Here is a 23,157-nt window from a genome sequence, read left to right on the forward strand (position 1 = left end):
AGGGCATAGGGGGCAGATCGCGGCCGGTGCCGGGCTGCCCGGTGACCGCGCCGATGCCCGGTGCGGCCGTGCAGAGGGGCGTCAGCGTGACCCTGGACCTCAGCGTGGGCAGCTTCGGCCTCGGCCTGTGGATGATGCTCGCGTTCATCGTCACCTTCGTGGCCACCCGCCTGGTCACCCGGCTGATCCGCTCGGGCCGGGGGCCGTTCCGCAACATGGAGGTCGGCGACACCCATGTGCACCACGAGGTCTACGGCATCATCGCCATGCTGGTCGCCGGGGCCATCGAGTTCACCTACCAGCCCGGCAGCCCGGGCGGGCAGATCCTGGCGGTGATGTTCGGGCTGGGCGCGGCGCTCACCCTGGACGAGTTCGCGCTGTGGCTGCACCTGGACGACGTCTACTGGTCGCGCGAGGGCCGCAAGTCCGTCGACGCCGTGTTCATCGCGGCGGGCGTCGGCCTGTTCCTGCTGGCCGGGATCAACCCGCTCTCCGGCACCGCCGGGGAGAACCGGATCTCGCTGGCCATCGGCCTGGCCGTGAACGTGCTGCTGTCGCTGGTGGCGATCCTCAAGGGCAAGCACGCGCTCGGCATCATCGGCCTGCTCGTCCCGTTCGTGGCCCTGGTGGCCTGCCTGCGGCTGGCCAAGCCGGGCTCGCCGTGGGCTCGCTGGCGGTACCGGCCGGGCTCGCGCGGCGAGCGGCGCTCGCGCAAGCGCTACCCGCCCGGCCGACGCACCCGGATGGACGCGTTCAAGGACTTCCTCGGCGGCGCACCCGACGACTGACCCGCGCGCTCCCGCTCCCGGCTCGGTTCGGACGGCGGGCTCACGCCTTGGGCTTGGCGAACGCCCGCAGCAGGTCGCGCGGCCCGGCCTGGGGCATGTACGCGCGGGTCAGCGCGACGCCGATCCGGGGCAGGTCGGCCTCGTCGCGGTAGATCAGGTACATGGGCTCGTAGCGGGGGTGGAACTTGGCCTTGAAGGCGTGCAGCGACCGGAAGCCGTAGTACGGCTCCATCTTCTCCCCCAACTGGTCCAGGAACCGCTCCAGGGCGCGTCCGCCGTCACCGCCGTCCCCCTCGGCCGGTGCGCTGCGGGCCAGCGGCGCGCCGGACAGCGAGGCGAACTGCGCGCCGCGCTCACGGAAGGCCAGGCAGCTGGAGGCGATCATGAACTCCACGACCGGCCGGAATCCGCCCTGGCGGCGGCGCATCACGTCCAGCGTCCAGCCCTCCACCGCCCCGTCGCCGCCGTAGACCGGCATCCAGGAGGTGACGCCCTGGATCACCCCGGAGCCGTCCTGGGCCAGGCCCACCAGCACCCGGGGATCCAGCGCCTCCTCCACACCGCCCAGGGTGAAGCCCATCTCGGGCAGCCCCATGTCGCCGACCCACTCCTCGGACAGCGTCCGGACCTGGCTCACCAGCGCCCGGGGCTCCTCGGCCAGGGTGACCGGGCGGTAGTCGATGCCCTCCTTCCTGGCCCGGTTCAGCGCGGTCCGCACGTCCTGCCAGGACTTGCCGCGGAACTCCAGCTGCTCCAGCTCGATCACGGTGTCCTCGGCCACCTGGACGTGCTGCCAGCCCAGCGGTTCGGCCGCGCGGGCCACCTGGCCGGTCGCCGAGAAGAAGCAGGGGATCAGCCCGGAGCTGTCGCACTGCTCGGCGAACTCCACCACGGCCCGCTCCCGGGCCTGTTCCGAGCCGATCGGATCGCCGAGCGCGACCGCCACCCCGGCGTGCTCGCGGTAGGCCACGTACGACTGCTCCGAGGAGGCGTAGAAGTAGGAGTTGTCCGGCCAGGTGGTCATCCAGGAGAGGTGGCCGCCGCCGTAGCGCTGCAGCAGCGCGACCGCGTCGTCATGGCCGTGCACCGCCGTAGGCTCCGACCCCCGGCCGCCGGCCGGGGCCCGCTGCATCAGGTCGGCCGCCTTACCGGCGCGCCGGCGCAGCAGCGGACGCGAGGACACCCGGAACGCCTCGCGGCCCAGGACCAGCAGCACCAGTTCGGCGGCCCAGAGCACGGCGGTGGGGATCAGCACCGCGCCGCCGGTGATGGTGACCGGGTTGCCGGTCGCCTTGGCGACCGTGAAGACCACCGCGATGAGCAGCCCGAGCAGCACATAGGCGGTGGCCACCGCGCCGGTCCAGCGCCAGGAGCGGCGGCGTCCCCTCCGCAGGCCGTTGACCAGCAGCGCGGCCAGGGCCAGGCCGATCAGCGTCTGCGCCCAGGAGGCTCCCAGGCCGTAGGTGGAGCCCAGCGGCCCCCGGCTGGGGGCCAGCCAGACGATCACCCAGATCGCCGAGATCAGCACCAGGCCCGCGACCGCCAGCAGCCGCCACTCGCGCCGGGAGAGCTGCCCCGAGGCGTCCACCCGGCCGGGCACCCGGATCCAGCCGGTCGCCGCCAGGCCCAGCCCGACCGCCAGGGCGTGCTCCACGTCCGAGACCGTGCCGACGTACAGCAGCGACACCGTCACGTAGGCGATCAGCGCGAGCCGCAGCCGCAGCCGCCACGGCGAGCGCAGGGTCGCCGACGCCATCGCACCGGCCAGCAGCATCCCGGCGGAGAAGCCGACGTCCAGCTGGTGGGAGACGTCCACCGCCCAGGACCAGCCGGTCGTCCGCAGCACCAGCAGCACCAGGGCAGCCAGCAGGACGGCGCACACCTGCCCGACCACGGTCACCGCGGCGGCCCAGCGCGTCCCCATCCGGGCCTCGGCGAAGCCCACCAGCAGCAGCATGCCGAGCAGGATGGCGAGGTAGTCCCAGGGCTGCGCGCCCAGCAGCGAGCCGGTCAGCAGCGTCCACCAGCGGTTGTGCTCGAAGGAGGGCAGGCCGAAGGCCACGTCCGGATACCAGGAGCGCTGCTGCAGCGGATTCCCCAGCGCGCCGAGGGCCAGGCCCGCCACCAGGATCAGGCCGACGGTGGCCAGGGTGAAGGGGAAGCGCCGCAGCAGCGCGCCGGGCCCGGAGTCGCGGACCGCGCGCAGCCCGGAGACCAGCCGACCGCCGAACGCCTGCCATCGGCCGTCCTCCCGCACCCGGGAGCCGACCTGTTCGCCGCCACCGGTCGGCGCCTCGCCGGTCGACCCGCCCCTGACCGGCTCGCCTCCGACCGACTCGCCCCTGACCGACTCACCCCTGACCACGGCAACCTCCGCATGATCCGGTCTGCGTCGCCTGCTGGACGGCTCGCCCCACGACTCGACTCAGCCGTCGAGCTCGGGCCCCTCCCAGTCCTCGGCCCGGGACGGGTGCCCAGCCGGCCGCGCCGCCCTGCCCGGCGGCAGGCCCCAGGAGAGTTCCTCCGCTTCGTCACCCAGCACCGGGGCGGACGCATCGGGCCGGTGGCCGGACTTCGAGCGGGGCAGGAAGAGATCGTCCACACCGGCCGACTCCAACTCCTCCAGAGGGCCCGGCGGCTCATCCGACTGTCGCTGACCAGTCATGTCAACTCCCGCTGTGGACAGCACGTACATCGAGCGTACTGCGGCCCGGAATATGGGGCTGCCGGTGACAGCGGGTCTTGCTAGGCTCCGCCTGCTCAACAGGCCCCCGCACTATCACAGAGGCGGGAATGGCGCAAAAAGGGGGGAAGGCACCCGAATGCCACTATCCGGAACACACCGGCACAAACGCCTGACAGGCGTGGCCGCACTGCTCGTCGCCGTGCTGGTCACGGTGGTCGGCCCGACCGGAGCCGCCTACGCGGCCGTGGTCCAGCCGACGACGACCAAGGCGGCCACAGCCAAGGCACCAGCTGCCCCGCAGAGGCCAGGCAGCGCGAAGACGCCTGCCACCAGGCCCGCGGCCGGGCAGACGGCCAAACCCGCGCGGGCGAAGGCGGTCACCAAGCCGACGTCGCCGCCCTCGGTGCGCACGCCCGCTGCCGCCAAGAACGCCCAGCAACTCCGCGCGGCCGCGGTCCGCAGCGCCCTCGCCCACAGCACCGTGGCGGACACCTGCTCCGGGGCGATCACCGCGGACACGGTCTACCCGTGCACCACGCCCTCCGCCACCGGCACGGACAGCTACACGCTGACGCTGCCCGACAGCACCGACCTGCTGCTGGTGCGCGCCATCAACAGCAGCGGCCAGGACCTGCAGACAGCCGTCACCGCACCCAATGCCGGCAGCGTCTCCTGCCAGCCGACCGACAACTACACCGCTTCGCAGTGCGCGACCTCGCAGGCCGGCACGTACACCGTGCAGATCCAGAACGACGGTGCCGGCTACACGCTGGCGTACACCCCGCTGCTCTCGGACACCTCCTGTACCACCGTCGACACCTCGTTCGCCGCACCGACCATGCAGGGCACGCTCCCCGCGGGTTCCACCGGCGCCTGCTACACGCTGGCGGCAGCCAGCGGCAGCGTGCTGGACGTCAACTCGGCCTCCGATCCGTACCAGGAGGTGACTGTCGCCGTCTTCGACGCGACCGGCACCCAGGTCTGCGGCGAGCAGGACGGCGTCTGCACCCTGACCGGCACCGCCCCGTACCGGGCGCTGGCCAGCGACATCAACGCCGCAGCCGACAGCTACTACCTGCAGCTGAACACCGTCTCCCAGCCGCAGGGCTGCGTCGCGGCCCCCCAGCAGAGCTACGGCACCGCGCCGGACACCGGCTCCACCGTCGCCTGCCGCACCCTGGACGTCACCACCGCCGGCCAGTACCAGGTCTACGCGGCAAGCCCGGACACCGGCGGCCTGAGCGGCACGCTCTACCAGCCGGACGGCACCCCGGCCTGCACCAACTCCGGGCCGAGCTGCCAACTGGCCGTCGGCAGCTACAACTTCGTGGCCAACGTGACCCCCGGCACGGTCACCCACTTTGCTGTGGTGTTCATCGCGGCGGACGAGAGCAAGGGCTGCAAGGCCACCGGTGACACCGACTTCGGCACCGGTCCGGCGACCGGGCCGTTCGCCGGTGTCGGCGAGGAGGTCTGCCTCACCCTGCCGACCGCCTCCGGCCAGTCGGACTACGTGTTCGACCAGCCCACCGCCGACGGCACCGAGCCGCAGATCCAGGTCCTGGACGCAACCGGGGCCCAGCAGTGCCCGAGCGCCGACTTCAGCTACGCCGTCTGCCCGTTGACCGGCACCGCGCCGTTCCGGGCGGTCCTCTCCGAGCTGTACCCGGGAGACGGCTACTCGGTAGTGGTCCAGCACACCAGCTCCACCACGGGTTGCACCGACTGGCCGCAGTCCGGCTACGGCGGCTCCTGGGGCGCCACGGTCTCACTGACGACCACCTCGACCATCAAGTGCCTCAGCATTCCGGCGAACCAGCACTCCACCGGGGAGATGATCGACTACTCGAACATCGCCAACAAGGTGGACGGCTCCATCAACATCAACGACCCCAGCGGGGCCCCCGTCTGCTTCGGCAACTCCACCGCCATCTGCGCGTTCAAGCCGGGCGTCGCCTACACCGCGCTGATGAGCAGTTCCACCGACCAGGCCGACACCTACCGCCTGGTACGCCGGGACGTGACCTCCACCGCGGACTGCTCCAAGCCCGCCTCCACCACCGTCGGCGGCCCCTCCACCGGGCTGCTGCTCACCTCGGCCCTGGACACCGCCTGCATACGGGTCACCGGCGCTGCGGCTGACGACATCTACACGGACGTACGCACCAACACGCCCGCCCCGGCCGGTGCGGTGCTCCAGGTCACCAACGCCGCAGGCACCGAGGTCTGCCGCCAGTGGGGCGTCTCCTGCCAGCTCACCGGCTCCGCGAGCTACCAGCTGATCGTGACCGCCGCGAACTACGCCGGGATCGCCATACCGGCGCACGTGGACGCCTGGGTGGTGGGCACCGCCTCCGGCTGGGCTCCGCAGTGCACCGCGCACCAGCTGTCCGTGAACGGCTTCGCGCCGATGAGCGGGACGCTGACCGAGACCTCCACCGCGTACTGCGCCGTGGTGCAACTGAAGCCCGAACAGCCCTGGGAGGAGTTCAGCGTCTACGGCACGGACACCGAGGCGGGCGCCAACGTGCCCTGGATCAGCATGTTCTCCACCGCCAACTGGACCAACGGCATCGGCTACTGCAACGGCAACAACGTCGGACAGTTCAGCTACACCTGTCAGAACTACTCGGTCACCCAGCCGACGCAGGCCGTCATGCTGCTCACCCCCAGCACCGCGCCGACGCCGATCGGCTACACCGTGCAGGGAGTGTGCCAGCAGGGCTGCGCCACGCCGCCCCCTGCGCCGACGGTCTCCTCGCTGACGCCCGCCTCCGGGCCGGCCGGCTCGGAGAGCCAGGTGGTGGTGCACGGCACCAATCTGAATCTGGGCACGCCGGTGGCCCTCGCCCAGAACGGCAGCCCGTCATCGGGCTACGCGTTCACGGCAACCGGGATCAACTCCACCGGCACCGCGCTGACCCTGACGCTCAACGCCTTCAGCCTCGCCCCGGGCAGCTACGACCTGGTGGTGGACAACGCCGGATACTCGGCGGGCACACCCTCCCCCGGGTACCTGCCCGACGCGTACAAGGTCACGGCCGCCAGCCCCACGCCGAACAGCCTGTTCGTTCCGGTGACACCCTCGCGGATTCTGGACACGCGTAACGGCACGGGCGCTCCGAAGGCCCGGGTGAAGGCCGACGGCACCGTCGCGCTCCAGGTCGACGGCCGCGGCGGCGTCCCCGGCAGCGGCGTCACCGCCGTCACCATGAACGTCACCGTGGTCGACCCCACCGACGCCGGACACATCACCGTCTACCCCGACGGCCAACCCGCGCCCACCGCGTCCAACCTCAACTTCACCGCCGGACAGACCATCCCCAACCTGGTCGTCGTCCCCGTCACGAACGGGAAAGTGGATCTCTACAACGCCTCCGGCAGCACCGCCGACCTCCTCGCCGACGTCACCGGGTACGACACGGCGGACGGCAAGGGCTCGGCGCTGACCACGGTCGGCCCGTCGCGGATCCTGGACACGCGTAACGGCACGGGCGCTCCGAAGGCCCGGGTGAAGGCCGACGGCACCGTCGCGCTCCAGGTCGACGGCCGCGGCGGCGTCCCCGGCAGCGGCGTCACCGCCGTCACCATGAACGTCACCGTGGTCGACCCCACCGACGCCGGACACATCACCGTCTACCCCGACGGCCAACCCGCGCCCACCGCATCCAACCTCAACTTCACCGCCGGACAGACCATCCCCAACCTGGTCGTCGTCCCCGTCACGAACGGAAAGGTCGACCTCTACAACGCCTCCGGCAGCACCGCCGACCTCCTCGCCGACATCTCCGGGTACTTCGGCCCCAGCGGATCGTCGTTCCAGGCCGTGCGGCCGATCCGGGCGATCGACACCCGTTCCGGGCTGGGCGGCGCCGGAGGCGCGATCGCCCCCGACGCGGCCGTCTCCCTGAACGTCACGGACCTGCCCGGCCTGCCGATCTCGGGGACGGTGACCGCGGTCGTGCTGAACGTGACCGCAACCGCCCCGACCACGGCCGGACACCTGACGGTGTTCGCGGACGGGCAGCCCCTGCCAACGGCGTCCAACCTCAACTTCACCACCGGCGAGACCATCCCCAACCTGGTGGTGGTACCGGTGGTGGACGGAGCGGTCGACTTCTACAACGGCTCCGGGGGCACGGTCCAGCTCATCGCCGACGTGGAGGGCTACTACACCACCCCTTAGCTGCACCACCCCTTAGCTGCACCGCCCCTGAGCGACTGCGCCCGGCCGCCACGGCCGGCGCGGCCGGCCGGGCCGTAGCGCGCCCGTGGCCGCCCCTCATACGGGCGGCCACGGGCGCGGTCTTCTGTTGGGCTCCGGGGAGGGCCGGACTGTCGGCGGCTTCCGGGGCGCGGGGCGGCGGCCGGGGGCGGGGGGCGCTGCGCGGGGTGTGCGGGCCAGGCGGCGGGCGCGCGGGGGCGACTGGGTCCTGCCCGCGGCCGACCGGGGCGGCCGGGCGGCGCCGACCCCTCCGCAGCCGGGCAGCCGGCGTCTTCTCCGGCGGGGCGTCCGCGCCTCGGCCGGGCGGCGGCGCGGGTGCCGGCCCGGCTGCCGCGGGTGGCGCCGGATCGGGCGCACCGCGCGACGGCAGGCCGCGCACCGCAGCCCCGCCCTCGGGCCGACCGGACCCTGCGATACCCCTGCACTCACGGAACCCACCACGTCCAGACCCGGGCGAGCGCACGTTTCACGTGAAACACACGCCCGCGATGTCGGCTACGACGGCCCTTCCCCCTTGACCCTGGCCCAGGACAAACGCGCAAAGCAACCGAACGACTACCAATCGTGGCGATACGGCCGGAAGCCGCCCCCCGCACCGCGGCATGACAGGCTCACCATCCGCACCCCCGCCTGGACTTCCCCGCCCGCAGGCGTGCCTGGCACCGGGAGCCGGGAGTCCGGGCGCGCCGGGCCGCCGGAGCGGTCGCCGACAACGCCGATACCGCCGCTGACCAGCGGCGCAGCCGGGCCCGCCGCAACCGGTCACGGACGATCGTTTGCAGCCAGACCGGGGCAAACCCTCGCCATCGCCGTGCGTACCCCGCTACGGTGAAGCCGCTGTGTGCCCGGCGCCGGTCGCGCGGGTGCCGTCAGGCGTCCGAGCGGCGCCCGGTCCTCGGCACGGGCGCGGGCACGGGCATGGACGCCGCCGCGGACGGCGGCACCAGCGGGAAGACCGGCAGCAGCCCGGCCAGTCGCAGGGTGCGCAGGATGCGCGGGTCGGTGCAGATCAGCGCCAGCTCGCCGCCCCGGCGCAGGGCCCGGTCGCGGGCCCTGGCGAGCGGGTCGAGCCCGGCGGCGTCGATGAAGGTGACCGCCCGCAGGTCGACCACGACCGACGGGCGGGCACCGGCCGTGACCTGGATCAGGTGGGTGGTGATCAGGCTGCTGGTGGCGAGGTCGATCTCGCCGACGAGCCGCACCACGGTCCGCCCGTGGGTGGTGAGGGTGCAGACGCAGCCATAGTCGGCCGGCGCCGGGGGCGCCGTAAGGGGCGGCGCCGCAGGGGAGTTGTCGGGACGCGGGCGCGCGTCGGGGCACGGTTCGTGCACCGGTCGATCACCACCCTCGGAGCGGCGCACGTCCCGGATGCGGGTGCGGTGCGGTTCTGGTGCGGACGGCTGCGGGTCTGCGGCGGTCGCGGTCGCAGCGGTGCGACTGCCGTCGGCGGCCACCCTGGTCCGGTTGGTGTGCTCGCGGCGGAGTCGGCGAAGGTCTGTCGGAGCAGCCACCCGACTGGGGGACGGCCCACCTTCTTTGTACCCCCAAATCCCTTTCCGGACCAGCTCATTGACCAGGTTGTCCAGTCCAGTCACGGCAGTTGACCCCAGTTCGGCAGGGGTGGCGGCGGCCCGGAGGACGCACCGCAGGCGCGTACGGAGCACCGCACGCGCCTGTCCGGCGTCCGCGCTTCTCCCCCAACTCTCATGAGGGAGAAGCGACGTGATGAAATGTCAGTGGCGTCCGGCGGCGCTGCGGCGGCGCAGCGCGAAGACCACGCCACCACCGGCGACGACCAGCGCCCCGGCGATGCCCGCGATCAGGCCGCTGTCGTTGCCGCCACCGGTCTCGGCCAGGGCGGGGCCGCTGGGCGAGGCCGACACCGAGGAGTCCACGCTGGTGGACGGCGAGGCCGCCGGGGCGGAGGCGCTGGTGGACGGCGAGGAGCTGGCACCACCGCTGGGCGGGGTGGTGGGCGAGCCGGTCGGCGGCGTGGTGGGCGCGGACGTGGGCGGCGCGGTGGTGGGGGCGTGCTCGGAGGCGTGGTGGGCTGCGTGGGCGGGGTCGTCGGCTGCGTGGGCGCGGAGCACGCGCCGCCGGTCGCCGGAACCTCGATGGTCTGGTCGTCGATGTAGTGCTTGACCGTCACGTGGACAGTCCACTCCCCGCTGGACAGCCAGGGCACGTTGGTGAAGCTGACCTGGCCCGGGCTGCCCTGGGTGCCGCCGCTGACGGTCTCCGTGCTGCCGATCTGGGTGCTGCCGTTGTACAGGCCGACCCGCGCGGTGGGGCCGTTGGCGTCGTTGTCGGTCACCGTGATGGTGGCGGTGCCGCTGGTGGAGTCGCAGGCCACGGAGGCGTGGAAGTCGGCGATCTGGCAGGCGAAGGCACTGCCGGCGACGCCCAGGCTGAGCGCGGCTGCCGCGGAGGCGACACCGAGAGTACGCACCGCGACAGCGGTTCGGCGGGATATGGACACGTTCTCCCCATCGATTGGATCAAGAGCACAGGGTTGACGTCGTGGGGGGACGTACAACGGCGCGCACGCAGCGGGCGTCAGGCCGGGAACACCGGCAACCGGAGGCACTTCTCCCCCATGAGGACAACCCACATCGTCAGTTCAGTGGACTGGATTGTCAATTGATGGTGAACCGGGCATTCCCGTGCATTTCATAGGGGACAGCAGGGCACCCAGCGGGCCCATCGGGGCAATTCCTCCTGGTGGCAACGGTCGTGAGGATTCGGTGGGCATGACAGAAAATTGACCACAGACGGTAGCCGTCGCCGAGATGTTCACCGGGCGGTCGCCGACAACCCACCCGCGGCCGGAGCCGTCGGCGCTACCGTGTCCCCGGGCCGCCGTTCCCGCCGTCACCCGTGCCCTCGTCGGCACCGGGCCCGACGTCCGGCCCGGCGCCCCCGGCGCCCTCGGCGGCGTCCGGCCGCCCGCGTTGCAGGCTCATCCGGGCCGCTCCGACGGCGACCCGCAGCACCAGGGCCAGGAACGCCAGGTCCACCACGATCTGCGCGCTGACCAGGATGCGGGCGAAGTCGGTGACCGGGGTGATGTCGCCGTACCCCACGGTGCCCAGGGTGACCACGACGAAGTACAGCCCCGCCGTCCGGCCGAGGTGCTGGCTGAAGCTGGCCGGGTCCGCGTGCGCCAGCGAGACGTAGGCGCTGGCGAAGGCCACCAGGAACAGCGGCAGCGCGACGAACACCGCCTCCGCGGCGCGCAGTTGCGGCAGGTCCGCGCGCAGGATGCGCCGCAGCTCGTACGCCATGACCGCGACGAAGACCAGCCCGCCGACGGTCAGCCGCTCCAGTGTGGAGGTGTCCGGGTGCGCGTCCTCCAGCGGCAGCAAGTAGTAGATGGTGATGATCACGGCGGTGGCCACCAGGCAGCGGGCCACGGTGGCGGCCACCGCCCAGCGCCGCCGCACGCGGTCGATCTCCAGCAGCCGGTGCGGGGTCACCATCCGGACGCCATCCGTCGACCCGCCGCCTCGTACGTCGCCGCGGCCATCTGCTCCCCTCGGTGCCCTTCGCACAGGCTTCCAGGTGCCCCCCGCACCGGATTCAATCGTCCGGCGCCCGCACCCCGGCGGCAATCCGGGGACGGCCGACCGGGGAGCGGTCCGTACCTCGGCCACATAATCGAAAATACATTCGAACAGGACGTACGCTGGAGGAATGACGGCAGCGTTCCAGGGATCCCTGTTCTCGGCGGCCGACCCGGTCGGCCTCGGCCCGCTCGGCGGCCTGCGCCGGACCGCGCTCGCGCACGGCGCCTGGATCGACGTCCTGCCCGGCTGGCTCACCGGCGCGGACGACCTCTTCGCCTGCCTGGCCGGGACCGTCCCCTGGCGCGCCGAACGGCGGCAGATGTACGAGCAGGTGGTGAGCGTGCCCAGGCTGCTCGCCCACTACCGGGAGGACGAGCCGCTGCCGCACCCGGTGCTGGCCCGCGCCCGCGCGCTGCTGAGCGCGCACTACGCCGCCGAACTCGGCGAACCCTTCCGCTCGGCCGGGCTGTGCTACTACCGCGACGGCCGCGACAGCGTCGCCTGGCACGGCGACCGGATCGGCCGGGGCGGCCGCCAGGACACCATGGTCGCCATCCTGTCCGTCGGCGAACCCCGCACCCTGCGGCTGCGCCCGCGCGGCGGCGGCGCGCCGTCCGTACGGCAGGCCCTGGGCCACGGCGATCTGCTGGTCATGGGCGGCTCCTGCCAGCGGACTTGGGACCACTGCGTCCCCAAGGCCCCCGGAGCGGCCGGCCCGCGGATCAGCATCCAGTTCCGCCCCCGGGGCGTCGCCTGACCCGCTCCCCGGCCGTCCCCGGTCGGCACCGGGCCGAGGCCGACGCCGGGCAGTGCCCGGCCGCCGGGCCGGACGTCGCGCGGACGCCCGGCCCGGCGGCCCGGACCGGTTCCGGGAGCGCCGCCGTGCCCCCGGAACCGCGGCCCCCCGGCGCCTGGGCCCACCCCCGCGGGGTCCAGGTGCCGGACCGTTCGAACAGCGGACGCCGCGGGCCGAATACGCCGACTGCGTCCCTTTCGTCTGGTGCCACAGTGAGCCTGGCTCGGACCACGTGCACGGTCAAGATCCCGCCCGCCGGGCGGACCGCTCCACCACCCGGAGACAAGCGGGGCGCACGCGTCCGCCCCGGCGCCACCCGCCTTCGACCGCCCGCACCCGGCCGGACGCCCGCCCGGCACCAGCGGGAGACAAGCGGAGCGCACGCACCTCCCGGCAGCCTGGTCTATACCTCCGACCTGCTGTTACCTTGACACCTCTGCAGGGACCGATCCGGAACGCGGGCATCCACAGGGCGGGAACTCATGCTGTTCGGCTTGCTGGGGCCGCTGCTGGTCGACGACGGCGCGGGCGAGCGCCAGGTCTCGGCGCGGCGTCAGCGGGCGCTGCTGGCCGCGCTGCTGCTGCGGGCCAACCACACCGTGGAGTGGGACGAGCTCGCCGCCTGCGTCTGGGACGGCCGCCCGCCCTCCGGAGCGCGGACCACCCTGCAGGGCTACACCCTGCGGCTGCGCCGGCTGCTGGGCGCGGCGGGCGGGCGCGTGGTCACCCAGGGCTCCGGCTACCGGGTCGAGGTCGCCCCGGACGAGTACGACGTCCACCGCTTCGCCCGGCTCAGGACCGAGGCCGAGCAGGCGTCCGCCGACGCCGACTGGGCGGCCTGCCGCGAGCTGCTGCTCCAGGGCCAGGCGCTGTGGCGGGGCACGCCGCTGCAGGACGTCCCGGGCATCGCCGGCCGGGGCGAGCTGGTGTGGCAGCTGACCGAGGCCCGGCTGCAGGCGCTGGAACTGCGGCTCCAGGCCGATCTGGAACTCGGCCTGCACCAGGGCGCGGTGATCGAGCTGGCCGCGCTGGCCCAGGAGCACCCGCTGCGTGAACGCTTCGCCGGGCAGCTGATGCTCGCCCTCTACCGCAGCCAGCGCCAGGCCGAGGCGCTGGAGGCGTACCAGCGCACCCGGCGGACCCTGGTGAAGGAGCTGGCGGTCGCCCCCGGGCGCGCCCTGCAGGAACTCCACCAGCGCATCCTCTGCCGCGATCCGGAGCTGGACCTCCCGCCGACCGCCCCGCACCGCTCCGCCGCACCGCCCGGGGCACCGGCACCCGCCGCTTCCGCGCCGCCCGCCCCGGCCCAACTGCCGCCTCTCACCGACGACTTCACCGGCCGTACCGCCCCCGCCGGGCAGCTGCTGGTCCACCTGCGGGCGCCCGCGCAGGACGGCCGCAGCGCGCCCCGCTCGGCGGCGGTCGTCGGCCCGGCCGGTATCGGCAAGAGCGCGCTCGCGCTGCACGTCGCCCACCAGCTGCGCCCGGACTTCCCGGACGGCCAGCTGTTCGCCGCCATGGCGGGCGCGGGCCCGGACCCGGTCTCGGCCCACGACGTCCAGGGCCGCTTCCTGCGCGCCCTCGGCACCCCGCCGGACGCCGTCCCGGCCCAGCCCGAGGAGCGCACCGCGCTGTACCGCACGGTGCTGGCCCCGCTCCGGGTGCTGATCGTGCTGGACGACGTCGGCAGCGCCGCCCAGGCCCGCGAGCTGCTGCCGGGCAGCGGGGCCTCGTCGGTGCTGGTCACCGCCCGGCACGACCTGCCCGCGCTGACCAACACCCGGGCGGTCGACCTGGAGACGCTCTCCCTGGACGAGAGCCGCGCGCTGTTCGAACGGATCGTCGGCGCCGACCGGACCAGGCGCGAGCCCGAGGCGGTCGCGGCCGTGCTGCGCAGCTGCTGCGGGCTGCCGCTGGCCGTCCGGATCGCGGGCGCCCGGCTGGCGACCCGCCCCCGGTGGACCATCGGCCGCCTCGCCGACCGGCTGGCCGACACCAGGCGGACCCTCAGCGAGCTGACGGCCGGTGAACTGTCGGTCCGGGCCGGGCTGGCCCTGGGCTACGCCGGCCTGCACGGCGCCACCGCACCCCCGGCCTCGGGCCCGGGCCCGCACCCCAGGCCGGACGACGGCGACGGGCCCAGCCTCGCCCGCTGCTTCCGGCTGCTGGGGCTGGGCCGGCTCCCGCAGTTCGGCGCGACCGCCGCCGCCGCGCTGTTCGGCATCCCGGTCGACGAGGCCGAGGCCGTGCTGGAGACGCTGGTCGACCACCGGCTGCTGGAGCTGCCCTACGGCGGCCAGTACCGCTTCCACGACCTCACCCGGCTCTACGCCGAGGAGACGGCCGACGCCGAGGAGCCCCCGGCCGCCCGCGCGCAGGCCCTGGACCGGCTGCTGTCCTGGTACCTGGCGGGCGCCGAGTCCGCAGCCGAGCTGCTGCGCCCGGCCGGCCGCCCGGCCCTCTTCGGCCCCTCCGGCCAGGCGGCCTCCGGCCAGACGTCCGCCGGCACTCCCGCCGCCCCGCGACCCGCCGGACGCGGACCGGAGCTGCCCCGCTTCCGCACCCCGGACCAGGCCCTGGACTGGTTCGAGGCGGAGCTGCCCACCCTGGTCGCCCTCAGCGCCCGGGCGCAGCAGCCGGGCACGGCCGAGTTCTGCTGGCGGCTCGCGGAGGCCATGCGCCAGTACTTCATCGTCCGCCGCCCCTGGTCGGACTGGGTCAGCACCTACGAGACCGGCCTGGCCGCCGCCGAGAGCGCGGGCGAACCGCTCGGCGCGGCCCGGATGCGGGACGGCCTGGGCACCGCCTACCTGGACCTGCGCCGCTTCGACGAGGCGGCCGAGGTGACGCGTACGGCCATCGACGCCTACCGGCAGATGGGCCGCAGCGACCTGCAGGCGCTGGCCCTGTCCAACCTCACCGGCGTCCTGGTCGCTCAGGGGCGCCACCGCGAGGGCATCGACGCCGCCCGGCAGGCCCTGCGCATCCAGCTGGAGGCGGACGACCCGGGCGCCGCCGCCGTCACCCTGGGCAACCTCGGCATGCTGCAGATCGCCGAAGGGCTGCCTCGCGACGCGGTCGACAGCTACCAGCAGGGCCTGGAACTGAGCCGCGCCGCCGGACACCGCTACGCCGAGGCGGCCATCGTCAGCAACCTCGGCGAGGCGTACGTGGCCCTGGGCTGCTACGCCGAGGCCGTCGAGTACTGCCGGGTCGCGCTGGACCTGTGCGCGGCCATCGGCACCGAGCACGGCCGGGCCGTGACCCTCTCCTGCCTGGGCCAGGCCCTGGAGGGCACCGGACGCACCGAGGAGGCCCGGACGGCCCTGGCCGAGGCGGTGCAGATCTTCGACCGGCTGGGCGCACCCGACGCCGAAGCCGCCCGCTCCCGCCTCGCCGACCTGGCACCCCCGAGCTGACCCCCGGCCGCGACGCCACCCCTCCGACGCCGCCGCGCCCTTCGCCGCCGCCCTCAGCCGAGCGGGATGCCGAGCCCGTCCAGCACGCGTGCGCCCGGGAGCCCGGCCAGCAGTCGGCCCGGGAGCCAGAGCTTGGAGCCCCGGATGCCGGAGCCGACGATCACCCGGGGGTGCGCGGCGACCGCCGCGTCCACCAGCACCGGCCAGCCCTCCGGCAGGCCGATCGGGGTGATCCCGCCGTACTCCATGCCGGTCGCCGCCAGCACCGCGTCCACCGGTGCGAAGGACGCCTTGCGGGCGTCCAAGTGCCGCCGGGCCAGGCCGTTGACGTCCGCGCGGGTGGTGGCAGTGACCATGCAGGCCGCATAGGTGGTGATGGCGCCGCGCCGGGCGGCGATGATCACGCAGTTGGCGGAGTCGGCCATGGCGACCCCGTAGCGTTCGCAGAACACGGCGGTGTCGGCCAGGTCGGGATCGATCTCGGCCGCCTCCACCTCGGCGGCGGCCGCGTCGCTCCAGCGCGCGAGCGCGGCGGCGACCGGTGCGGCCAGCAGCTCCGGCCGGGACAGGGCGGGGTGCACAGCAGGCGTCGTCTCCATCCCCCCATCCAACCGCAGCCGCGCCCGGCCGCGGGGGCGGGGGACGTCAGCCGGGCGTGGCGGCGGTCGGCCGCCCGGCGTCGTGCGCGTCCAGCTGCACCGTCAGCACCGCGGCCTCGGCCCGCAGCAGCGCGGCCCGGTCCGGGCGTCCGGCCCGCTCGTAGTCGAGCGCGGCGGCCTGACGTTCGGCCACCTCGGCCCGGACGATCCCGGCCACCTGGGGCTCCGTCAGCTCCCGCCGCTCGGCCTCGGCCGCGCCGAGGCCCGTCGGGATCTGCTCGATGGCCAGCCGCTCGTCGACGGAGTCCGGACGCTCGACCGCCTCGGCGTTCCCGATCGCGCCCAGGGCCGAGCGCAGCGCCGACACGGCGGCGCGGTCGCGGGCCTTCATCGCGCCCGTGAGCGCCTCCCGCAACCGCTGCCGCAGCAGCACCGGGCCGGGCACCGGGGCGGCGCCGGTGTCAGCAGAGCCAGTCACATCAGACATGCCGGAAACGCTATCTGGGCCCCGCCCCGCCCGTCGATCCCCTTTTCGGCCCGCCTGCCCGCAGGGCCATCAACCGCACCCGCAGGGCGGTCACCCGCCCCCGCAGGGCGGTCAGCCGCGCCAGGTGGCGGCCACGGCCGCGCGGGCGGCGGCGGCCAGCGCGTCGTCGTCGCGCTCGGCGCTCGCCCAGGCGACATGCCCGTCGGGGCGGACGAGCACGGCGCGCGCCTCGGACCAGCCCGGCCGTCCGTGCCCCTCGGTCAGCCGCACGCTGTGGACGGCCAGCCCCGGGCGGACCTCCCGGGCCGGCCGCTCGACGCCGGCGGCCGCACGGCCGGTGCCGGTCAGGTCCAGCAGCAGGTAGCGGCCGTCCCGGAGCAGCGCGAACAGCGTGGTCTGCTGCTGTCCGGCATCGTCCCGGGCGCCGCCGAAGGCCAGATCGGGGACGCGGTGGCCGGTCAGCGGGTGCGCGTCCGGCCCGGCCGGGTAGCCGACCGCCAGGCCGGAGGCGCGCTCGGCCAGCTCCTTGGAGAAGTCGCCCACCGTGGCGATCAGGTGGCCGAGCAGGGTCCGCAGCGCCTGGCCCTCGGGCGAGTAGGTGGTCATCAGGCCGGTCTGGGCGCGGGTGCTGAGCAGCAGGTCGGCGCCGACCGGGTGGCGCTCGCCGTGGTAGCTGTCGAGCAGCCCGTCCGGCGCGGCGCCGGCCAGGGTCGCGGCCAGCTTCCAGCCAAGGTTGGTGGCGTCCTGGATGCCGACGTTCAGGCCGGGTCCGCCGGAGGGGAAGTGCATGTGGGCGGCGTCGCCCGCGAGCAGCACCCGGCGATCGCGGTAGCGCTCGGCCTGGCGGGTGGCGTTGCCGAAGCGGGAGAGCCAGCGCGGGTCGCGCATGCCGAAGTCGGTTCCGGCGATCTTCCGGACGTTGGCGCGCAGCTCCTCGAAGCCCAGCGGGCCGGGGCGCTCGGCGTGCAGGCTGTCCACGTCGTTGCCGACCAGCCGGTGCAGCCCGCCGGGCAGGGGGAAGACCATCAGCGCGCCCTTCGGCCCGGAGACCGACGGCCTGGCGGGCGGCTGGTCCAGGACCACGTCGCCGAGCCAGGCCCAGACGGTGGCGCCGGTGCCGGGGAAGTCGATCCCGGCCGCGCCGCGCACGGCGCTGCGGGTGCCGTCGCAGCCGACCAGGTAGGCGGCGCGCAGGCGGTGGACGCCGTCCGGCCCGTCGACGTCCACGGTGACGGCGTCGTCGTCCTGGGCGAGGCCGGTCACCCGGTGCCCGCGCAGCACCTCGACACCGACCGACCGGGCGTGCTCCTCCAGCAGCTCCTCGGTGCGGGCCTGCGGCAGCGAGAGCGTGAACGGGAAGGGCGTGTCCAGGACGCCGAAGTCCATCCGCTCGGCCAGCGCGGCGAAGTGGCCGCTCGGTATGCGCATCCCCTCGGCCAGGAAGCGCTCGGCGAGGCCGCGGAAGGCCAGCACCTCCAGCGTACGCGGGTGGACGGTGAGCGCCTTCGAGTGCGGGTCGCGCTCGGTCCGGGCCTCCAGGACGGTGACCGGCACGCCGTACAGCCGCAGCTCTGCGGCCAGCCAGAGCCCCACGGGACCGGCTCCGGCGACGATGATCTGCTCCATGACTTCTCCTTGGTCGGTGACCAATTGCGCAACCCAGTAGACTAGGTCAGTGACCAAGAAGCAAGCCCAGGAATCCGCCGAAGCACCGGCCCGGGTCCGGCTGGACCCCGACACCGTGGTCAGGGCAGCCCTCGACCTGTTGCAGGAGAAGGGCGCGGAGGCGGTCTCGGTGCGCGGCACCGCGGACCGGCTCGGCGTCCGGATGAACACCGTGCTCTGGCACGCCAAGACCAAGGCCCGGCTGCTGGAACTCATGGCCGACGCGATCGTCGCCGGGGTGTCGCTGGACGGCCTCCCGGACGACTGGCGGGAACGCGTCGGGGAGTTGGCGCGCCGCTACCGCAGCACCCTGCTGGCCCACCGCGACGGGGCCGCGATCGTCGCCGGCACCTACGCCGCCGAACCGGCCACCCTCCGCTTCGCGGACGCCATGATCGAGTCACTGCTTCACGGCGGCCTGAGCGACCGCGACGCCGCCTGGGCCTTCTGGTCGGTGCTCTACCTCACCCTCGGCCTGACCCAGGAGCAGCAGGCACTCCAGGACACCGCCGACCACACCCTGGCCCCGGCCCTCGCCCCCGGCGGCTACCCCTCCCTCAGCCGCGTCGCCGCCCACCTGGAGGACGTCTCCTTCGACCAGCGCTTCGCCTTCGGCATCTCCCTCATCCTGCAATCCCTCCGCCCCACCCCCTGACACCCGGTGGGCTGCGGTTCTTCAGGCCGAGGCCACGAGGGCCCTGCGCAGGCGTTCGGCGAACTCGGCGGGGTGGGTGGTCAGGCCGGTGTGACCGCCGGGGAAGTGCTGGGGTTCCGTGCCCAGGCGCTCGGCCAGGAAGGCGGCCGGGCGGTAGGGCAGCTCGCCGCGGGAGTCCTGGCCGCAGGCGAGGACGAGCCGGTCCGACAGTGCCCCCAGCCGCTGGACGTCCGGGGTGCAGGACAGGAAAGCGGGCACGATGCGTCCGACGAAGTACGGCAGGTCGGCCATCGTCTGCTCGGCCCGCGCCGCCGCCTGCGGCGGGAGCCCGACCTCGGCCTTCGGCGCCGCGGTGTCGCCGTCCTTCGTCAGGCCCGCGGCGAACACCGATCTGCATCGGGGTCTGCGTCGCCATGTAGCGGCCCGGGTGCTGGTGGGCGTACTCCCGCCAGGCGTTGGCGAAGGCAACCAGCGCCTCCTTGCCGGCCCGCCCGGCGGTCGCCTCCGCGATGCGCAGGGTCTTCTCGTCCGCCGCCAGCAGCGCGATCCGTCCGCGCAGGTCGTCCAGGCTGCGGACGTGCGTGCAGAGGCTCGCGTCCTTCACGCCGAGCCGCCGCGCCACCTGCGACACGGTCACCTGTTCGAGCCCGACCTCGTCCGCCAACGCGGCGCCCTCGACCGTCACGCCCCGGGCGGTCTCTCCGGTTACTCGGCGCCGTCGGCGGGCAGCAGCAGGAGCTTTCCGCGGGCGTGCCGGGTCAGGCTGATCTCCAGGGCCTTGCGCCACTCCGCCAGGGGGAAGGTTCCGGCGACCGGCACGGTGAACCTGCCTTCGGCGGCAAGCCGTGCGAACTCGGGGAAGACGCCGAAGCGCTCCTCGTCGGTCCGTGTCGCGGGGTCTTCGTGGAAGGTGTCGCGGGCCCCGAGCCCCGCCGCCGCGGCCATGTCGGAGCAGGTCAGCACCCGCTTGGGAGCACCGCCGACGATCTCGACGAGTTCGGGCAGGGCCCCGCCGGGCGGCGCGGTGTCGAAGGCGAGGTCGACCTGGCCGACGCCGAGAGCCCTGACCCGCTCGGCCAGGCCGTCGCCGTAGCCGACCACCGTGGCTCCGAGCTCGCGCAACTGCTCGGCGTATGTCTCTCCGGCGGTGGCTATCACCCGCGCTCCGCGGACGAGGGCGATCTGCACGGCCGCGTAGCCGACGGTGGTTCCGGCTCCGTTGATCAGGATCGTGCTGTCCTCGGTCAGACCGAGTCGCGCGAGGTGCCAGGATGCGGTGCTCAGCGCCATGGGGAGCGCGGCGGCCCGGGTGAGGTCCAGCCCCTCGGGCACGGCGAACCAGTGGTCCAGCACGGCGCGGTCCGCCGCCCCGGCGCTCGGCTGACCGGCGAAGTCGGCGGTGCCGAACACGCGGTCACCGACGGCCACGTCCGTGACGCCCGCGCCGACGGCCTCGACGATGCCCGAGACGTCGCAGCCGATGCCGCGCGGCAGGGCCCCGGGGAAGAGGCCGCGGCACAGCGCCCAGTCGGCCGGGGCCAGTCCGCACGCGTGCACGGCGACGCGGATGCGGCCGGCTCCCGGCGCGGGCACGGGAGCGGTCTCCAGGCGCAGGACGTCGGCGGGCTCGCCGTTCCGGTGGAAGCGCACCGTGCGCATGGTGCCCGGCGCGGAAGCGGTTTCGGCCATGAGGTCTCCTCCAGGGGTTAATCGGAACGCGTTCCGTTTGACTCGGGCCTAGACTAACCCGATGACCGACTCACATGGAACGCGATCCGTTTAAGACATGACCACTGACCCGTCCCCGGCTGCCTCCCAGAAGCTGCGCGCCGACGCCGCGCGCAACCGCGAGACCGTGCTCGCAGCGGCCACCCGCGCCTTCGCCACCTCCAGCACCGAGCCGTCGATGCGCGCGATCGCCCGGCAGGCGGGCGTCGGCGTCGCCACCGTCTACCGCCACTTCCCGACCCGGGAAGCGCTCGTCGACGCCGTCTACCAGGACCAGGTCGTCCGACTGACGTCCGGGGCACGGGAGTTGCTCGCCGGCCATCCGCCCGCGCAGGCGCTGCGCCTGTGGATGGACCTGTTCGGGGACTGGCTGGCCACCAAGCACGGCATGACCGACACCCTGCTCGCCATGATCGACTCCGGCGAGATCTCCCTCGCGCACACCCGTCAGGAACTCCTGTCGGCCATCACCACGATCCTCGATGCCGGCGCCACCGCCGGGGACATCCGCGCCGACGCTCGCGCAGAAGACGTCTCCGCCGGCGTCCTCGCCATGCTCGCCGTCGCCGCCAGGTCCGGAGACCCCGCCCAGGCCCAGCGCCTGCTCGACCTCCTCATGGACGGCCTCCGGCCACGCTGAAGTCCCCCCGCCGGCCTTCAGCGAAGACCCTGACCTCGGCAGCCGCCCCCGCGCCGGGGTCAGCTCTGGGCCATGTCCACGAAGCGGGAGTAGTGGCCCTGGAAGGCGACGGTGATGGTGGCGGTGGGGCCGTTGCGGTGCTTGGCGACGATGAGGTCGGCCTCGCCGGCGCGGGGGGACTCCTTCTCGTAGGCGTCCTCGCGGTGCAGCAGGATGACCATGTCGGCGTCCTGCTCGATCGACCCGGACTCGCGGAGGTCGGAGACCATCGGCCGCTTGTCGGTGCGCTGTTCCGGGCCTCGGTTCAGCTGGGAGAGCGCGATGACCGGGAGCTCCAGCTCCTTCGCCAGCAGCTTCAGGTTCCGGGACATCTCGGAGACCTCCTGCTGGCGGCTCTCGGGGCGGCGCGAGCCGCCCGCCTGCATCAGCTGGAGGTAGTCGATGACGACCAGGCGCAGGTCGTTGCGCTGCTTCAGGCGGCGGCACTTGGCCCGGATCTCCATCATCGACAGGTTGGGGGAGTCGTCGATGTAGAGCGGGGAGTCGTTCAGCTCGGGCATGCGCCGGGCGAGCCTGGTCCAGTCCTCGTCGGTCATGTTGCCGGAGCGCATGTGGTGCAGCGCCACCCTGGCCTCGGCCGAGAGCAGGCGCATGGCGATCTCGTTGCGCCCCATCTCCAGGGAGAAGAAGACGCTCGGGATCTTGTGCTTGACCGAGCAGGAGCGGGCGAAGTCCAGCGCCAGCGTGGACTTGCCCATGGCGGGACGGGCCGCGACGACGATCATCTGGCCGGGGTGCAGCCCGTTGGTGAGCGCGTCGAGGTCGGCGAAGCCGGTGGGGACGCCGGTCATCTGGCCGGAGCGGGAGCCGATCGACTCGATCTCGTCGAGCGCGCCCTCCATGATGTCGCCGAGCGGGGCGTAGTCCTCGTTGGTCCGGGCCTCGGTGACGGCGTAGATCTCGGCCTGCGCGGCGTTGACGATCTCGTCCACGTCGCCCTCGGCGGCGTAGCCCATCTGCGCGATCCGGGTGCCCGCCTCGACCAGGCGGCGCAGCACCGCGCGCTCGTGGACGATCTCTGCGTAGTACTCGGCGTTGGCGGCCGTCGGCACGGAGTTGACGAGGGTGTGCAGGTAGGAGGGGCCGCCGACGCGGGTGATCTCGCCGCGCTTGACCAGCTCGCTGGCGACGGTGATCGGGTCGGCCGGCTCGCCGCGCGCGTACAGGTCGAGGATGGCGCCGTGGATCAGCTCGTGGGCCGGGCGGTAGTAGTCGTTGGGCTTGATGACCTCGACCACGTCGGCGATGGCGTCCTTGGACAGCAGCATGCCGCCGAGGACGGACTGCTCGGCGGCGAGGTCCTGCGGGGGGACGCGCTCGTACGCGGCCGCAGCCGAGCCGCCGTCGTAGCCGCCGCGGCCCTCGCCCCGGTTGTCGCGGTCGTCGCCGCGGTCGCTCCGGCCGCCGCCCTGGCCGTTGGCGCGCCCGGAGCCGGCCGAGTAGGAGGCCCGGTCGGCGGGGGTGCCGCCGATGCGCTTGAAGGGCAGCCGGTCGCCGGGGCCGCCGCCGGGCTCCGGCGGGGGCGGCCACTCGTCGTCGGGCGGCGGGACGTCGTCGTGGACGTCGTAGGGGAGGTCGGTCATCGTAGGCTCCCGCCGGGGGTTGTCCCGCGTACCTCGCTCATCGCGCGCCTCCCGTGCCGAGCCCTGCTGGTCGTTGCCCGCGCCGACCCGGAGCGGACCGGCGCGTCACCTCTTCTATACGGCACCGCTCTGACACAACGGGCTCCAGCGCGCGGGTGTGGCGCGTCGGCAGAGCGCCCACGCTAAGGGGGGAACAGCCCATACTCCAAGACGGTTATCCACAGGCCATGTGGATGACGGAGCCCCGGCTGTGGAGAACT

Annotated in this window: 17 protein-coding genes and 2 pseudogenes; 7 read left to right on the top strand and 12 right to left on the bottom strand. The window is 73.9% G+C overall.

Annotation, left to right across the window (positions count from 1 at the left end):
* Window positions 1-86 precede the first annotated feature (86 nt).
* Window positions 87-788, top strand: coding sequence for a hypothetical protein (locus GXW83_RS33365; protein WP_225447389.1), 702 nt, complete (start codon window positions 87-89; stop codon window positions 786-788).
* Between the two features lie 40 nt (window positions 789-828).
* Here GXW83_RS33365 and GXW83_RS33370 read toward each other — a convergent pair whose 3' ends face one another.
* Window positions 829-3,153, bottom strand: coding sequence for a bifunctional lysylphosphatidylglycerol flippase/synthetase MprF (locus tag GXW83_RS33370; protein ID WP_225447390.1), 2,325 nt, complete (start codon window positions 3,151-3,153; stop codon window positions 829-831).
* 60 nt (window positions 3,154-3,213) lie between these two features.
* Window positions 3,214-3,453, bottom strand: coding sequence for a hypothetical protein (locus tag GXW83_RS33375; protein ID WP_182446812.1), 240 nt, complete (start codon window positions 3,451-3,453; stop codon window positions 3,214-3,216).
* Between the two features lie 199 nt (window positions 3,454-3,652).
* Between GXW83_RS33375 and GXW83_RS33380 the strand changes: the two genes are divergently transcribed.
* Window positions 3,653-7,660 (top strand): hypothetical protein, encoded by a 4,008-nt coding sequence (locus tag GXW83_RS33380; protein WP_182446814.1) that lies wholly within the window; start codon window positions 3,653-3,655, stop codon window positions 7,658-7,660.
* 908 nt (window positions 7,661-8,568) lie between these two features.
* Here GXW83_RS33380 and GXW83_RS35525 read toward each other — a convergent pair.
* Both GXW83_RS35525 and GXW83_RS33390 read right to left on the bottom strand, forming a co-directional pair.
* Entirely contained in the window at window positions 8,569-9,363 is a 795-nt protein-coding gene (locus tag GXW83_RS35525) for an STAS domain-containing protein (RefSeq protein ID WP_370466845.1), read from the bottom strand.
* Window positions 9,364-9,432: 69 nt separating this feature from the next.
* A complete protein-coding gene (locus GXW83_RS33390) occupies window positions 9,433-9,789 on the bottom strand; it encodes an LAETG motif-containing sortase-dependent surface protein (protein ID WP_182446816.1) in 357 nt (118 codons plus the stop codon).
* A 96-nt stretch (window positions 9,790-9,885) separates the two neighbouring features.
* Between GXW83_RS33390 and GXW83_RS33395 the strand changes: the two genes are divergently transcribed.
* Complete coding sequence (locus tag GXW83_RS33395) at window positions 9,886-10,215, top strand: hypothetical protein (protein WP_182446818.1); 330 nt, start codon at window positions 9,886-9,888, stop codon at window positions 10,213-10,215.
* Window positions 10,216-10,539: 324 nt separating this feature from the next.
* Here GXW83_RS33395 and GXW83_RS33400 read toward each other — a convergent pair whose 3' ends face one another.
* Complete coding sequence (locus GXW83_RS33400) at window positions 10,540-11,178, bottom strand: potassium channel family protein (protein ID WP_182446820.1); 639 nt, start codon at window positions 11,176-11,178, stop codon at window positions 10,540-10,542.
* A 214-nt stretch (window positions 11,179-11,392) separates the two neighbouring features.
* Here GXW83_RS33400 and GXW83_RS33405 point away from each other — a divergent pair, with 214 nt between their 5' ends.
* Together GXW83_RS33405 and GXW83_RS33410 are read left to right on the top strand one after the other, a co-directional pair.
* Window positions 11,393-12,022 carry an alpha-ketoglutarate-dependent dioxygenase AlkB gene (locus GXW83_RS33405; RefSeq protein WP_182446842.1) on the top strand — a complete coding sequence of 210 codons (630 nt, stop codon included), beginning with the start codon at window positions 11,393-11,395 and terminating at the stop codon, window positions 12,020-12,022.
* Window positions 12,023-12,543: 521 nt separating this feature from the next.
* Window positions 12,544-15,480 carry a BTAD domain-containing putative transcriptional regulator gene (locus GXW83_RS33410; RefSeq protein ID WP_182446843.1) on the top strand — a complete coding sequence of 979 codons (2,937 nt, stop codon included), beginning with the start codon at window positions 12,544-12,546 and terminating at the stop codon, window positions 15,478-15,480.
* Window positions 15,481-15,533: 53 nt separating this feature from the next.
* Here GXW83_RS33410 and GXW83_RS33415 read toward each other — a convergent pair whose 3' ends face one another.
* From GXW83_RS33415 to GXW83_RS33425, 3 genes are all read right to left on the bottom strand, one after another.
* Window positions 15,534-16,079: a YbaK/EbsC family protein gene (locus GXW83_RS33415; RefSeq protein ID WP_182446845.1), complete on the bottom strand. Its 546-nt coding sequence runs from the start codon at window positions 16,077-16,079 to the stop codon at window positions 15,534-15,536.
* Between the two features lie 46 nt (window positions 16,080-16,125).
* Window positions 16,126-16,566 (bottom strand): GatB/YqeY domain-containing protein, encoded by a 441-nt coding sequence (locus GXW83_RS33420; RefSeq protein WP_182446847.1) that lies wholly within the window; start codon window positions 16,564-16,566, stop codon window positions 16,126-16,128.
* Between the two features lie 111 nt (window positions 16,567-16,677).
* Entirely contained in the window at window positions 16,678-18,192 is a 1,515-nt protein-coding gene (locus tag GXW83_RS33425; RefSeq protein WP_182446849.1) for an FAD-dependent monooxygenase, read from the bottom strand.
* A 49-nt stretch (window positions 18,193-18,241) separates the two neighbouring features.
* Between GXW83_RS33425 and GXW83_RS33430 the strand changes: the two genes are divergently transcribed.
* On the top strand, window positions 18,242-18,886 hold the full coding sequence (locus tag GXW83_RS33430) for a TetR/AcrR family transcriptional regulator C-terminal domain-containing protein (protein ID WP_182446851.1): 645 nt from the start codon (window positions 18,242-18,244) through the stop codon (window positions 18,884-18,886).
* A gap of 21 nt (window positions 18,887-18,907) precedes the next feature.
* On the opposite strand, the pseudogene GXW83_RS33435 reads toward GXW83_RS33430, so the two are convergent.
* From GXW83_RS33435 to GXW83_RS33440, 3 genes and pseudogenes are all read right to left on the bottom strand, one after another.
* Window positions 18,908-19,276: pseudogene (locus tag GXW83_RS33435) on the bottom strand (alpha/beta hydrolase); the annotation flags it as partial.
* Window positions 19,275-19,571, bottom strand: a pseudogene (locus GXW83_RS34705) (TetR/AcrR family transcriptional regulator); the annotation flags it as partial. The pseudogenes GXW83_RS34705 and GXW83_RS33435, both read right to left, overlap by 2 nt.
* A 20-nt stretch (window positions 19,572-19,591) precedes the next feature.
* The gene (locus tag GXW83_RS33440) at window positions 19,592-20,545 is read right to left on the bottom strand and encodes an NADP-dependent oxidoreductase (protein ID WP_182447727.1); all 954 of its coding nucleotides are present in this window, start codon (window positions 20,543-20,545) and stop codon (window positions 19,592-19,594) included.
* A gap of 127 nt (window positions 20,546-20,672) precedes the next feature.
* Between GXW83_RS33440 and GXW83_RS33445 the strand changes: the two genes are divergently transcribed.
* Window positions 20,673-21,254, top strand: a complete 582-nt coding sequence (locus tag GXW83_RS33445; RefSeq protein ID WP_182446853.1) for a TetR/AcrR family transcriptional regulator — start codon at window positions 20,673-20,675, stop codon at window positions 21,252-21,254.
* Window positions 21,255-21,313: 59 nt separating this feature from the next.
* Here GXW83_RS33445 and dnaB read toward each other — a convergent pair whose 3' ends face one another.
* Window positions 21,314-22,897, bottom strand: a complete 1,584-nt coding sequence (gene dnaB, locus GXW83_RS33450; RefSeq protein ID WP_182446855.1) for a replicative DNA helicase — start codon at window positions 22,895-22,897, stop codon at window positions 21,314-21,316.
* Window positions 22,898-23,157: the final 260 nt, after the last annotated feature.

The organism is Streptacidiphilus sp. PB12-B1b, assembly GCF_014084125.1.
GTDB lineage: Bacteria > Actinomycetota > Actinomycetes > Streptomycetales > Streptomycetaceae > Streptacidiphilus.